This is a genomic window from Zoogloea sp., from assembly GCF_030157465.1.
GTDB lineage: Bacteria > Pseudomonadota > Gammaproteobacteria > Burkholderiales > Rhodocyclaceae > Zoogloea.
On record NZ_JAOAUU010000155.1, the window covers coordinates 1 to 13,471 of the forward strand.

The 13,471-nt window shown below is 67.7% G+C and carries 14 protein-coding genes and 1 riboswitch; all 14 genes read right to left on the reverse strand.

The window, feature by feature from the left end; genetic code table 11:
• Positions 1-190 (reverse strand): adenosylhomocysteinase (locus Q1W26_RS18935; RefSeq protein WP_300443276.1); only part of this gene is annotated, 190 nt, incomplete at its 3' end.
• A 104-nt stretch (positions 191-294) separates the two neighbouring features.
• A riboswitch (S-adenosyl-L-homocysteine riboswitch) is annotated at positions 295-405 on the reverse strand.
• 57 nt (positions 406-462) lie between these two features.
• Positions 463-2,457 (reverse strand): CHAT domain-containing protein, encoded by a 1,995-nt coding sequence (locus Q1W26_RS18940; protein ID WP_300443278.1) that lies wholly within the window; start codon positions 2,455-2,457, stop codon positions 463-465.
• 3 nt (positions 2,458-2,460) lie between these two features.
• The gene (locus tag Q1W26_RS18945; protein ID WP_300443281.1) at positions 2,461-3,960 is read right to left on the reverse strand and encodes a metallophosphoesterase; all 1,500 of its coding nucleotides are present in this window, start codon (positions 3,958-3,960) and stop codon (positions 2,461-2,463) included.
• Positions 3,961-4,074: 114 nt separating this feature from the next.
• Entirely contained in the window at positions 4,075-5,883 is a 1,809-nt protein-coding gene (dsbD, locus tag Q1W26_RS18950; protein ID WP_300443284.1) for a protein-disulfide reductase DsbD, read from the reverse strand.
• A gap of 58 nt (positions 5,884-5,941) precedes the next feature.
• The gene (gene cutA / locus Q1W26_RS18955) at positions 5,942-6,280 is read right to left on the reverse strand and encodes a divalent-cation tolerance protein CutA (protein ID WP_300443286.1); all 339 of its coding nucleotides are present in this window, start codon (positions 6,278-6,280) and stop codon (positions 5,942-5,944) included.
• Positions 6,281-6,284: 4 nt separating this feature from the next.
• The gene (locus Q1W26_RS18960) at positions 6,285-7,070 is read right to left on the reverse strand and encodes an ABC transporter permease (protein WP_300443289.1); all 786 of its coding nucleotides are present in this window, start codon (positions 7,068-7,070) and stop codon (positions 6,285-6,287) included.
• A gap of 74 nt (positions 7,071-7,144) precedes the next feature.
• Complete coding sequence (locus Q1W26_RS18965; protein ID WP_300443292.1) at positions 7,145-8,083, reverse strand: ATP-binding cassette domain-containing protein; 939 nt, start codon at positions 8,081-8,083, stop codon at positions 7,145-7,147.
• Entirely contained in the window at positions 8,083-8,691 is a 609-nt protein-coding gene (locus Q1W26_RS18970) for a glutathione S-transferase (RefSeq protein WP_300443295.1), read from the reverse strand. The genes Q1W26_RS18965 and Q1W26_RS18970 overlap by 1 nt, the downstream gene beginning before the upstream one ends.
• Before the next feature lie 46 nt (positions 8,692-8,737).
• Entirely contained in the window at positions 8,738-9,376 is a 639-nt protein-coding gene (locus Q1W26_RS18975; protein ID WP_300443298.1) for an alpha/beta fold hydrolase, read from the reverse strand.
• A gap of 2 nt (positions 9,377-9,378) precedes the next feature.
• Positions 9,379-9,687, reverse strand: coding sequence for an NAD(P)H-dependent oxidoreductase subunit E (locus Q1W26_RS18980; RefSeq protein ID WP_300443300.1), 309 nt, complete (start codon positions 9,685-9,687; stop codon positions 9,379-9,381).
• Positions 9,684-10,838 (reverse strand): VanZ family protein, encoded by a 1,155-nt coding sequence (locus Q1W26_RS18985; RefSeq protein WP_300443303.1) that lies wholly within the window; start codon positions 10,836-10,838, stop codon positions 9,684-9,686. Before Q1W26_RS18985 ends, Q1W26_RS18980 begins: the two co-directional genes overlap by 4 nt.
• 107 nt (positions 10,839-10,945) lie before the next feature.
• On the reverse strand, positions 10,946-11,386 hold the full coding sequence (locus Q1W26_RS18990; protein ID WP_300443305.1) for an SCP2 sterol-binding domain-containing protein: 441 nt from the start codon (positions 11,384-11,386) through the stop codon (positions 10,946-10,948).
• Between the two features lie 17 nt (positions 11,387-11,403).
• The gene (locus Q1W26_RS18995) at positions 11,404-12,318 is read right to left on the reverse strand and encodes a U32 family peptidase (RefSeq protein ID WP_300443308.1); all 915 of its coding nucleotides are present in this window, start codon (positions 12,316-12,318) and stop codon (positions 11,404-11,406) included.
• A gap of 10 nt (positions 12,319-12,328) precedes the next feature.
• Positions 12,329-13,342 carry a peptidase U32 family protein gene (locus Q1W26_RS19000; protein ID WP_300443311.1) on the reverse strand — a complete coding sequence of 338 codons (1,014 nt, stop codon included), beginning with the start codon at positions 13,340-13,342 and terminating at the stop codon, positions 12,329-12,331.
• Positions 13,343-13,471 lie beyond the last annotated feature (129 nt).

Genomic DNA, 13,471 nt, shown 5'->3' on the forward strand with positions numbered 1-13,471 from the left:
TCTGGATGGTCATGTGCAGCGAGCCGGTGATGCGCGCGCCCTTGAGGGGCTGGGCCGCGGCAAATTCGTCGCGGATGGCCATCAGGCCCGGCATTTCGGTTTCGGCGATGCGAATCTCCTTGCGGCCCCAGTCGGCCAGGGAGAGATCGGCAATAACGTAATCGGTGAATTTTTCAGCCACAGCGTTCATGAGAACTCCTCGAACATGTGGCCGGGAGGGACTACGCGTGGCTTGGGCAATGCAGGCTCACCGCGTCTCCCCGTGCCCGGCACGGGTTTGCAAAACAAAGCATGGACGGGTGAGCGCAGTTGCTGATGCCGCAGATAAACGTCTTCTGCGGCACCGACATCGAGCCTGGGACGGCGGGCCTTGCACCCGGCGGTCTTGCAGCGCTCCTCGAATCAGGTCGACGATTATATCGGGTTTCAGGGCGGATTATTCAGGCTCGGTTGACAATCGCGTCAGTCCTGTCTTTTCAGCGTGGCGAGAATCTCGGTCACGACCTCGTCCCACTGCTCGCAGCGCCAGACGCTGGCGTAGCGCTCGAACTGGCGAATGGTGGATTCCAGCGGAAAGCGGTTGTCGCCGATGAGACGCACCATTTCGTCGGCCAGGCTTCGGGCCTTGTGGCGGTTTTCCTCGCCGTTCCAGTCGCCCGGGACGAATACGTAGCCGAGGGTGAGTAGTTCAAGCAGGGTGCCGATGGCCCAGATCCGGTCGAGTGACTGGCTGCTGTCGCTGGCTTCGTAGCTCCACCGGGAAATCTGGCAGGCGGCCTGCCACCAGGGCTGCAGGGGGGCTTGCCAGGCATTGCCGGGCGCTGCACTGCGGTTGTTGCGCACGGACTCGAGGGCCAGGTACTGGGTGATCACCCAGTGGTTGGTGGGGGCCTTGCGCAGGGCTTGCCGATAAAAACGCTGGGCGCTCAGATAGGCTTCCTGGATCTTGTCGTCGAGCCGCTGGAGTTCGTCGGGCCTGGCCTTGCCGGCCTTGCTGTCGGCGAGGGCGCGGCGCTGCTTCTCGAAACTCACGGCGATGCGCTTTTCGAGGGCGCCGCTCATGCCCAGGCGCTCGCTGGCCAGCACGGGGTCGTTGCTGGCCCGGGCTTCGCGGATCCAGGAGTCGATCAGTTCGCGGATCTTGCGGTGGCAGAAGGCCATTTCGTCGCCAAGTTCGGGCGATGTCATGTCGCCCTTGGCCAGGGTGTCGAGCCGGCCAAACTGCACTTCGGCCTTGCCGCGGGTTTGTTTGTAGAGGAAGGCCCGCACCTGATCTGCAAAATCCGGGGGTACCGTGGCATAGGCGACGATGCTGGCCCAGTCGTGGGTGCCGGGCGCGTTGGCGCGCAGGCGCTGGCGCAGGTCGAACAGCACGCGGCGCGGGTCTTCGCCGGCGAGGACGCCCTTGTAGAGGATTTCGGCGGCCATCGTCGAGGCGCGCATCCACAGCGGAAACTGGGACGCGACGACCCACGGGATGCCGGACATGTGCAGTTCGTGGGCGATGCTGCCGCCGGGGGTGAGCACCGATTCGATGTTGCCCGAGTCGCAGGTGGCGAGGGAGACGAAGGTGGGCACCGAGGGCGTGCCGCCGCTGCTGCCGCGGGCGGTCAGGGCGATGGCGAGGCGGGTGCCGTCCACCACGTCGGCGCTGGTCGGGTCGAGGGTGCCGCACAGGGCCACGCCGAAGCGGCGGTCGCCGGCGTCGTTGAAGGGCGTGCCGTGGGCCAGGATGTGCACGTGGGTGTATTCCTGGTCGGCGCAGGCCTGGCGGATGTCTTCGAGGCTGGCGTCGGGCAGCACGGTGAGGATGGCCTTGACCTTTTCGACGCGGGTTTCGGTCTGGCCCTTGTCGACGATTTCAACCCACGGCTCAATGGCCCGGCGCAGGGCGTTGAGGTGGGCCTGGGCGGGCACTTCGGCGTAGCCGGGCGGCGAGGCGAAGGCGAAGAGAATGCGCGGCGTGCGGTTCCAGTCGAGCTTGAGTGGTGAGCCGCGGCGCACTTCGCGGGTGACCGTGATCGGCGAGCGGGGCTGCAGGAACAGCGCGCTGCCGGAGCCCGGAAAGGCGTTGGGGGCGATCGCCATTTCGAAGGGCACCATGCCCAGCTCGGAGGGCGACAGCACCAGGCGCAGATGCACCAGCGGTTCGCCGGCGCTCTGGGCGCTGCTGAGCGCCGAGAGCAGCGCGGGCACCTGGCCGATCACCTGGCCGATGGCTTCGCCCATGCCGCGCACTTCGGCCTGGCGTTGTTCGTCGCGGGCCGGATCGACGCCGTTTTCGTAGCGCAGGCGCTTGAGGCGGATCAGCAGCTCGCGGTGTTCGAAGGGCATGTTCACCGTGACCGAGCCGTCGTCGCCACATACCGCAACGTAGGGCGTGAGTGGCGACAGGAGCTGGTTGTGGGCCGGGCCTGGGCGCAGGAATTCGAGTTTGACGCTGCAGATGTCGCTCATGGTTCAGGCCTCGGGCTGGATGATTTCGTCGTGGGTTGCGGTACCGTCGCCCTTCACCACGAGCAGCATCCCGCGGGTGCTGCCGTTTTCCCGGCAAATCCGTACGGCCGTGGTGCGGTCGAGGACGAGGCCGCCGCCGGCGACCTGCGCGTTGTCGAGGCTGGCCATCTTGCCGTCCTCCAGTACGTCATAGACACGCTTGAAGGCAGCCTTGTCGTCGAGCATGGCCTGGGTGAGCTGGATCAGGCGAATCCAGGTGCCGGAGTTGAAGTAGGCGCGCCCGCCGCCGAGGGCGATGGCCCGGGCCAGGTGGGTGTGGCCGGTGATCACGAAGCGGAAGTCGGAGTGCACTGCCTTGAGGATGTCCCGGCTGGTGTCGTCGGTGGCGGTGAGGCTGAAGCTGGTGTCGTCGCCCAGCCAGTCGAGGAGCGCCCGGCGCAGGGCTTCTTCCCGGGGGACGCCGGTGATCCAGCCGGTGACGCGGTCCCACATGTACTGCCAGGTGCCGAGGGTGCCGTCGGCGCTGCCGCCGGCGCCAAGGCTGTCGCCCAGCGCGTGTTCGGCATCGCGCAGCATGTCGTCGGCGCGCCGGGGGCCGAGCGGCGGCGGGCTTTCGAGCACGGCCCGCATGATGTTGCTGTCGCGCCCGAGCAGGCGTTCCAGGGTGGCGCCGGTGGGGGCGGCGGCGGCGGGATCGTCCGGCCCGCCGAGGCGCTGGTCCTTGACCATGCCGCCGACGATTTTGGTCGGCAGGATGGAGGCCAGGCTGGTGAGCTTGCGCGCCTGGGCGGGGTCGAGGGCCAGCAGGGTGCCGATGGCGGCGGAGTCTTCGGGCTTGAGCAGGTCGATCCAGGCGTAGCGCCGTTTGACCTCGTTCATCACCTCCTTGACCATGCGGGTGCCGGCGTTGGGGTGCCATTCGTCTGCGGGCAGCGGCTGGCGCACGTTGAGGCGCCGCCCGAGGCGGGCCAGATCCTCGTAGCGGTTGTAGTTCCAGGCGTCGACTTCGTTGCCGTGGGTGCAATAGACGGGTTCGCCGCCCACCGTGCAGGCGTAGCCGGCGCCGGTGGTGGAAAACTCGATGCGGGCGCGGGCATCGAGCTTGCCGCCGGCCAGGCGCTCGACCAGCATGCGCTGGACGGCGGGCAGGGCCAGCTCGATGTCATGGTTGCCGATGACGATGACGAGGGCCCGGTTCTTGGCCTTGACGAACTCGGCGAGGGCCAGCCAGATTTCCCGGAAGGCGTCGCGCTCGATGATGTCCTGCACCACCTTGACCGCGTTATCCATGGCCACATAGCCGGTAACCGAATCTTCGGCGAGGGTGTCGATGACGTCGCCGTTGAGCACCAGCGCCAGGCGCCGGTCTGGCGTTTGTGTGCTCAGCCGGCGGATGAAACCGGCCAGCCGCCTGGTTTCGCGGAGGATCTGGAAGCCCGGCAGGCCTCCCATGTGCAGATCGGAAACGACGTACAGGTCGTCGAAGTCGGGGAGTTCCGGCATGGTGGCCTCATCTGGCTGCAAGGCCGGATCGACGGAGCCCCTCGCCCTGTCTGGATCTCAGCCGTCTTGCCTGTAGTCAAGCATAGGACATGGGTAAGTCAAGCGGGGGCCGGATCAGCGCGCCGCATCCAGCGCTTTGGCAAAAACTTCGGCCTCCTGGAAGCCGATGATGCGCAGGTTCTTGCGCTCGGCACCGGCGGCGTCGAAGAAGATGATGCCGGGTGGGCCGAACAGCCCGAAGCGTTTGAGCAGCGCCTTGTCGGCGTCGTTGTTGGCGGTGACGTCGGCCTGGATGAGCTGGAAGCCTTCCAGACGCCGGGCCACGGCCGGGTCGGCAAAGGTGAAGCGCTCCATCTCCTTGCAGGAGATGCACCAGTCGGCATAGAAATCGAGCATCACCGGGCGCGTGGCGGTTTTCAGGATCTGGTCGAGTTCTTCCACCGAGCGCACGCGCTGGAACCGGGTTTCGGCGGCCGGCGCGGTGGCGGCCTGGGCGCGCAGGACGGCCAGCGGTTGCAGCGGATCGCGGGAGCCGGCGAGGGCACCGAGGAAAAGCGCCGCACCGGCGATCAGCGCCAGCACGCCCCAGCCTTTCCAGAAGCGTTGCCACCCGCTGGCATGGGGCGGCAGCGGGTCGAGGGCGTGGAGGTAGATGGCCGACACGACCAGCAGCCCGGCCCACGCCAGCATGCTCACGACGCCCGGCAGCACCGGCGCGACGAGCCACACCGCGGTGGCCAGCAGCGCCACGCCGAAGGCGCGCTTGACGCCTTCCATCCACGGGCCCGGCTTGGGCAGGGTGCTGCGCGCCAGCACGCCGACCGCGATCAGCGGCGCACCCATGCCGAGGGCCATCACAAAGAGCGCCACGCCGCCAAGCGCTGCGTTGCCAGTTTTGGCGATGTAGAGCAGGGCGCCGGCCAGCGGTGCCGCCACGCAGGGGCCGACGATCAGCGCCGACAGGGCGCCCATCGCGACGACGCCGGCCGGGGAGCCACCCTTCTGGTGATTGGCGTTATCCGAGAGTCTGCTTTGCAGCGCGGTGGGCAGTTGCAGCTCGTAAAAGCCGAACATCGACAACGACAGCGCGACGAAAACCAGCGCGAAGCCGCCAAGCACCCAGGGGTTTTGCAGGGCTGCCGACAGGAGCGTGCCCGACAGCCCGGCGGCAACACCGGCCGCCGCGTAGGTGACGGCCATGCCCAGCACGTAGAGGGTCGACAGGCTGAAGGCGCGACTTCTGGATATGGTGTGGCCGTGGCCGACGATGATTCCGGAAAGAATCGGGATCATCGGGAACACGCAGGGCGTGAGGGCCAGCAACAGGCCAAAGCCGAAGAAGCTGGCGAGGGTGGCGAGGGTGGAGCCGCCCGCCAGCAGCTTGGCGATGCGGCCGGATTCATCGTGCTCGTCGGCGGCCAGCGGAGCGGGTGCGCTGGCCGCTGCAGGCGGGGCGTCGCTCCGGCGCAGCGCGCGGGCGAGGAAGCCTTCGCCGCCGCCGGCGCTGGCCAGCGCCACCTCCACGGCGTGGGTTTGCGGCGGATAGCAGATGCCCATGTCGGCGCAGCCCTGGCTGGTGAGGTTCAGCGTGAAGGGCGGCTGGCCGGCGGTGACGGGCAGCGTGAACACCAGTTCGCCGCGGTAGATCTCGACCTCGCCGAAGGCGTCGTCCTTTTTGGGCTTGCCGGGGGGCAGGGCGGGTTCGCCGAAGCTGATGCCGTCGGCCTCGAACCTGAAGCGGTGGCGGTAGAGGTAGTAGTTGTCGGCCACCTGGAAGCGGACCTCGACGGTTTTGTCGTCGATGGCGCGGGCGGTGGCGCGAAAGGCCTGGTCGGCGGGCAGGGGTTCGCCGGCGGCATGGGCGCCGAAGGCGGCCAGCAGGAAGGCGAAGAAAAGGGCGAAGAGTCGGAGCGTACGGATCATGGCCGGCAGTTTTGGGGCCGCAATGTGGCGTGGCCCCCGGATGGATCTGGAATCGGGTTCAGGGGTGGCGGTCTGCCGTTTCGGTGCCCACCCAGGCCAGGTAGGCGGGCAGGCCTTCAAGGAGAGGGACTGCGACGATCTCGGGAAGTTCGTAGGGGTGGGCCGCGGTGAGGGCGGCCTGCAGCGCCGGGTAGCGGGCGAGGGTGGTCTTGATGAGCAGCGGGATCTCGGTGGCGGTTTCGAGCGTGTCGTTCCAGCGATAGACGGAGGTGCACGGCGCCAGGATGTTCACGCAGGCGGCGAGCCGCTGTTCGACCAGCAGCCGGCTGATGCGCCCGGCGCTGTCGGCGTCGGGCAGGTTGGTGATGACGAGAAGGGTTTCTTCGGGAGTGCTCATGATTTCATTTGAGGAGCCGGCGCCGGGTGAGTGCCAGGGCCAGCCAGAAGGCCAGCACGGTGACCATGGCCAGAACGGCGAGGTGCAGGCCGGCCTGCTGCGGCATCTGGCCGAGCAGCAGCGGCCGCACGATGCTGACGGCGTGGCTGAGGGGGAGCAGGTCGGCGATCGTCCGCACGCTGTCCGGCAACTGGTTTTGAGGAAAGAACACGCCGGACATCAGCGTCATGGGGGTGATGAACAGGGTGAAGTAGTACATGAAGAAATCGTAGCTCGGCGCCAGCGCGGTCATGATCAGGCCGAGCGCGGCGAAGCACAGCCCGGTGAGGAAGATCACCGGAATGGCGGCCAGGGCCAGCGGCGAAGCGGTGAAGCCGAAGATCGCGATCACCGCGAGGATGGCGGTGCCGGCGAGGCAGGATTTGCTGGCCGCCCACACCAGTTCGGCCGCCACGATGTCGTCGAGGGCGATTGGCGCGTTCATGATCGCCTCCCAGGTTTTCTGCACGTGCATGCGTGAAAAACCCGAGTAGAGCACCTCGAAGGTGGCGGCGTTCATGGTGGAGTAGCAGAGGGTTCCGCCGGCCAGAAAGGCGATGTAGGACACGCCTTCGACTTCGGGCACCAGCATGCCCAGGCCGTAGCCCAGGCCCAGCATGTAGATCACCGGGTCGGCCAGATTGCCGACGATGGAGGGCAGCGCGAGCTTGCGCCAGACGAGAAAGTTGCGCCGCCACACGGCAAACAGGCGCAGCGACAGGCGGGGCGGGGCGAAGTGATTGGGCGTCATGAGAGCGGCTTAACGCCGGCGCAGAAAATGTTGCGGGCCGGTTCGGGGCGCGTGTCTGGCGTGTTCACAGGTGTTCAGTCGCGCAGTTCGCGGCCGGTCAGCTTCAGGAAAACGTCTTCCAGATTGGCTGGGCGGTGCAGGGTGCGTAGGCCGGGCTGGCGGGCCAGGTGGGCCAGCAGCGCGGTGGCGTCGTCGGTGTAGCAGAAGGCGGTTTCGCCGCTGATTTCGCAGCGCTTGCTGAGCGTGGCGGCGTGGGCTTCGGCCCAGGCTGCGGCGCCGGCGCCAGCGCTGTCCCATTCGCCGAAAACTTCGACGACCTGCGGTTCGATGTGGGCGGCGATGACTTCCCGGGGCGTGCCCTGAACCAGAATCCGGCCGGCGTCGAGAATGGCCAGGCGGTTGGCGAGGCGTTCGGCTTCGTCCATGAAATGGGTGGTGAGCAGAATCGTCGTGCCCTCGGCGGTGAGCCGGCGCAGGCGTTCCCAGATCAGGTGGCGGGCCTGGGGGTCGAGGCCGGTGGTGGGCTCGTCGAGGATCAGCAGTTCGGGCTTGTTCACCAGCGCGCGGGCCAGCGTAAGGCGCCGCTTCATGCCGCCGGAGAGCGACTGGATGCGGGCCTTGTCCTTGCCTTCGAGGCCGGCAAAGGCGAGCAGCTCCGGGATGCGCGGGCGGATTTCGCTTTCGCGGATGCCGAAATAGCCGGCGAACACGATGAGGTTTTCGGCGCAGGTGAAATCCGGGTCGAGGCTGTCGAGCTGGGGCACCACGCCCACGCGGGCGCGGGCTTCGCGGGCCTGTTCGGGCACCGGCAGGCCGCACAGCGTGATGCTGCCGCTGCTGGCTCCGGTCAGGCCGAGGGCGCAGCGCAGGGTGGTGGTCTTGCCGGCGCCGTTGGGGCCAAGCAGCGCGAAGCATTCGCCGGGGCGCAGTTTCAGGTCGATGCCGCGCACGACTTCACGGGCGTCGGCGCCGCTGCCGAAGCGTTTGACGAGGCCGTTGATTTCCAGGGGCATCAGACGGCCGGGGGTACGGTGCTGGCGAAGGATGGACGGGTGAACAGCTTGGCCGCCCAGGCGCTGAGTTCCGGGTGGGTGGTGCGCCAGTGCAGGTGCCCGAAGCGGAAGTCGAGATAGCCGAGGGTGCAGCCCACCGCGATGTCGGCAATGTTGATCAGCGGGCCGCCAAAGCCCTTCCTTTGCAGGAGGCGTTCTTCGAGGGCGGCGAGGCCGCGCTGGATCTTGGCGAGCTGGCGCTCGATGGTGTCGGCGTCCTGCTGGCCGGCGGGGCGGCGGGCTTCGAGGAAGGCGGTGACGGCGGCGTCGGTGATGCCGTCGGCCAGGGCCTCGGTTTGCCGCACCGGCAGGTTGGCGATGCGGTCGACAGGCATCAGGGGCGGGCCGCCGAGGGTTTCGAGGTAGAGCGAGATCACCGGCGAGTCGTACCACACCTCGCCGTCGTCAGCGACCAGCGCCGGTACCTTGCCCAGCGGGTTGTAGGCCGGCACGTTGGTTTCCGGCAGCCACGGGATGTCCACTTCCAGCGCGCAGGTCAGGCCCTTTTCGGCGATGGCGATGCGGATCTTGCGGGCATAGGGGCTGGTGAGGGAGGCGATCAGTTTCATGGTGCCACCTTGGGGGGCCGCGGGCGAAGTGAGCGTTGAGGGCGTGTCATAGGGGGCTCCAGGCGCGTTCGATGATCTTGCGGATGACGTGCAGTTTGCCGTGGAAGAAATGATCGGCACCTGGCACGACGACGACGGGAAGCTCTTGCGGCGCGGCCCATTCCATCACATTGGCAAGGGCGACGGTTTCGTCGACTTCACCGTGGATGATCAGCGAGTCGTCCGGCACCGGCAGGGTGGCGTAGCTGCGCGCGCCGGTCACGCTGCCGGCGGCGGTGCCCACCAGCACGATGCGCCGGGCCGGCGTGACGCCGTCGGCCAGCCGCGCGGCCACGCGGGTCTGCACGAAGGCGCCGAAGGAGAAACCGCCCAGCGCCAGCGGCATGCCGCCCCAGCGGCTTTGCGCCCAGGCGATCACGGCCAGCATGTCTTCGGTTTCGGCGTCGCCGTGATCGTGTTCGCCAACGCTCTTGCCTACGCCGCGGAAGTTGGGGCGCAGCGCGGCGTAGCCCAGGTCGCGAAACACGCGGGCCAGGGTGTGGGCAACCTTGTTGGTGTTGCTGCCATGAAACAAGGGGTGCGGATGGCAGATCAGCGCGATGCCGCGGACGTGCGCCGGCGTGTCGATGATCAGTTCGATCTGGCCGTCGGGGCCGTTGATGAGGGCGGTTTCGGTGGCGGCCATGGTCAGATCTTCAGGCGTTCGACGATGCGGCCGTGCTGCAGGTGTTCGGAGATGATCTCGTCCACGTCGTCCTTGTCGATGAAGGTGTACCAGACGTTGTCGGGGTACACCACCAGCACCGGGCCTTCGTCGCAGCGGCCGAGGCAGCCGGCCTTGTTGATGCGCACCTGGCCCTTGCCGCGCAGGTCGAGTTCGGCGATGCGGTCCTTGGCGTAGGTTTGAAGCGCGACGGCGCCGTGGTTGGCGCAGGAGATGTCGCCTTCGGGGCGCTGGTTGCAGCAGAAGAAAACGTGGTGCTTGAAGTAGCTCATCGGGTGTCTCGGCGATCGGTTCTTGAAGTGACCGTGATTATCTGCCAATCGTTCCGCTGCGTGGCAGCTTCAGCGGCGCGGTAAGGGTCGCGGGTGTTGCTGGCACCTAGCAGGCCCAGATAGGCGAAGGCGATGAAGGGCCATAGGCTGGCGGTGAGCTGCGTAAGGCCGTGGAAGTTGAGGAAGTTGCCCTGCTGGATCAGCGCTGCGTCGCTGGGCAGGAAGGGGTTTTCGGGGGCCAGGTTGACCAGCGCGGTGCCCACCAGCAGCGCCATGCCGGCCAGCATGGCGTGGCTGCGGGCTGGCAGCAGCAGGCACACGCCGAGCAGCGCGGCACCGGCGGCAAGGCCGATCTGCCCGCCCGGTGTGGCCCAGTGCAGCGGGTCGCCCGGCGCAAAGAAGCTGGCCGAGGCGAGCGTCTTGGCGCCCAGCCCGAGGAGCACCATCAGCACGATGGGCCAGGGGCTCCAGGTGCGCATCATGCTGCGCGCGGTGAGGCCCACGGCCAGCATCTGGCTGGCGGCGATGGCGGCTTCGACCTTCACGAAGCGGGTCGGGTTGAATTGGAGCGGGGTGGGCAGATCGAACAGGCGGCGCAGATCGCCAGTGGCAAACAGCAGGCTTTCGGGCGTCAGCAGCGTGAGGAGCCACAGGCCCAGCACCACCAGCCCGATCTCGCCCACCTGCCCGCTCACGATGTGGCGTCTGCGCCAGCGGGTCAGCCCGCTCTTCGGGTCGAAGAGGCGTCCGCTCCAGAAGCCGCCGGCCAGCGCGCCGATCACGCCGCCGAGGGTGTTGCAGCCCACGTCCACGTTTGAAGGCACCCGGCTGGGCAGGAAGTTCTGCAGGGTTTCGACCGACAGGCTGAGCAGGAAGGTGAGGATGATGGCCGTGGCGACCGCCCAGTTCCGCGACATGCGTCCGGGCAGGGCGGCCACCAGGGCGAAGCTGAAGGGCACGAAGCCGATCACGTTGACCGTGAGATCCACCCACGTGTAGTAGCGCGGCCAGGGCAAATCGAGGAAGTAGAACACCGGCAGCCCCGGATCCCGCCAGCCGGTGAAGGGGTGCAGGCAGGCGTAGACGATCAGCACGCCGATGGCGGCGGCGAACCAGGCGGCTAGCGGAGAACTGCGGCGGTGGAGGGGCATTGCGTCCGGCGGAATGGCGGGGGATGGGGCTCATTCTAGCCGGGATGGAGGCGGGGGCTGGCGTGGAGGGGTTTTCCGTTGATGGGTGCGCCCCCGGCGCTTGGCCTTCAGCCGTGCCGCAACAAGGGCAGCTTTGCCGTCAGCGCCTCCCAATCCACGGCATCCAGGGTGTTCTTGACCAGCAGTCCCAGGTCCGTCTCTCCTTCCATCAACAGGCGCCGGCTGAAGAACAGGGTGTCGGGGTCTTCCTCGCGCAGGGCCAGGGCGAGGTAGTCGCGGGTGGTGGCCGAGATCGTCAGGTCTGGCTGCCGGGTATCGAGAAGCGGGCGAAAGCCGCGCGGGGTGAAGGTGAAGCGCAGGGCGAAGCCGGCATCGGTCACCTTCAGCAGCAGGCGCTTGCCGGTGAGCGGCTCCAGGGTGTCGCGGGGCAGGATGCGGTCGAGGGCCAGGTTGAGGCCGGCGACGAGGGCCAGGGTGGGCGGCAGCTGGGGCAGGCGGGCGCCGATCAGGGCAATGGGGGCGGGCAGGGTGAAGGCGGGGATTTTCATGGCGGGTCTTGCGCAGTTCAGGCGGTGACGAATTGCTCGACGCCCGGCCGGCCGTGCCAGAAGCCGTTGCACGGAGCCTCGGGCAGGAGCGGGATGGCGGCCGTGAGGGCCTCCGCGGGCGGGGTGATGCCGTCGAGCGTGTGGCGGAACAGCCGGATGATGTCGCCGGTGTTTTCGCCCTGCGGGCTGATGCGCAGGATGTCGATGCCATCCGCGGTCACGGCCGGCAGGTCGCCGAGCAGGGTGTGCACGTGGGCGGACTGGGTCTGGATGCCGTTGAGGGTGAGGAAGGGTTCGCCTTCGCGGGTCTTGAGCGGAATGCCGTCGGCGAACTCCAGGCAGCGGAACTCGCAGGTGTCTTTTTGCAGGTTGAAGTGGCGGGCGGTGAAGCAGCGGGCCGAGAGGGCCAGCGGCAGGCGGCCGTGGGCAAAGATCTCGACTTGCATCCCGCGTTTGATGCCGGCGCGCAGATCAAAAATTTGCTGGCGCGACATTTCCGGCGGGGCGACCCAGCGGGTGGCGCCCATGTCGGCAAACAGGGCGAGGGTGCTTGGGTTGAAGATGTTGAGCGTGGGGCCGGCGATCCAGTCGGTGGCCGGGGTGTCGCCGCCGGTAAGAAGGTGCACCGCGCCCATGTCGTTGGCTTCGACGCGAAAGCGGCCGTTGTTGATGATCCGGCGCAGGGTCTTGAGGTCGGATTCGGATTCGACCAGCACCTGGCTGGACAGCACGACTTCCTTGCCGGCATCGGCGCAGGCGTCGGCCACGTCGAGCCAGTCGGACAGGCGCAGTTCGTGCCGGCGGGAGCACACGGTTTCGCCGAGATAGACGATATCGACCGGCGCATCGACCATGTCGGCGTAGAAGGCGAGGGTGGACTGGCGCGGCCAGTAATAGAGCAGGGGGCCGAGGGCGAGTTTTGCGTGGCTCATGGTTGGCGGCTCATTTCCAGGGGCGGTAGTAGGCGCCGAGGGTGTGACTCTGGCCTTCGGAAACCTTGTTGAGTTCGGCCATCCAGGCGGGCTCGACGCGGAAGGGCGCTGCGTCGTTCAGCAGGCGGTCGATGGCGGCGCGCCACACCTTGGTGACTTGCGCCACGTAGGCTGGGCTGCGCTGGCGGCCTTCGATCTTGATGGCGCGCACCCCCACGCGCGCCAGTTCGGGCAGCAGTTCGAGGGTGTTGAGGCTGGTGGGCTCTTCGATGGCGTAATAGGTTTCGCCATTCACGTCGAAGCGGCCCTTGCACAGCGTGGGGTAGCCGGCCCTCTCGCCGTCGGCGAAGCGGTCGATCAGGATGCCGTTGAGGCGGGTTTCCATGCCCTTGGGGGTTTGCTCCCAGCGCACATGCTTGCCCGGCGAGCACGCGCCGTTGCAGTTGGGCGATTCGCCGGTGGCAAAGGCCGACAGCGCACAGCGCCCCTCGACCATCACGCACAGCCCGCCAAAACCGAAAACCTCGATCTCGACCGGCGTGCTGGCAATCACCTGTTCCACCTGGGCCAGCGACAGCACCCGCGGCAGCACGGCGCGGGAAATGCCAAAGTGTTCAAAGTAGAAGTTGATCGCATCGAAGCTGGTGGCCGAGCCCTGCACGGACAAATGCAGGCGCAGTTGCGGATGCGTCTTGCGGGCGTAGGCCATGAGGCCGGGGTCGGCGAGGATCACCGCGTCGATACCGAACTCGGCGGCGCGGTCGACGGCGGCCGTCCAGCGTTGCCAGTTGTCGGTTTGCGGGTAGGTGTTGAGGGCCAGCAGCACCTTGCGGCCGCGGGCATGGGCGTAGCGCACGCCCTCTTTGAGGGCGTTGTCGTCGAAGTTGAGCCCGCTGAAATTGCGGGCGTTGGTGGCGTCCTTGAAGCCGAGATAGACGCAATCGGCGCCGTGATCGACGGCTGTTTTAAGGGCGGGCAGGCTGCCGGCGGGGCAGACCAGTTCGATGGAGCGCGCGGAAGTCATGGGCAATCGGGCGGCGTGAATGACGCGGCCGGACTATAGGCGCCCCCCCGGGGTCGGGCCTTGACGGGGGTCAATGGGGCGTCGTGCGGCGCGGCGCGCGCCTCGCTGCGGCTGCCCCTATAATCCGCC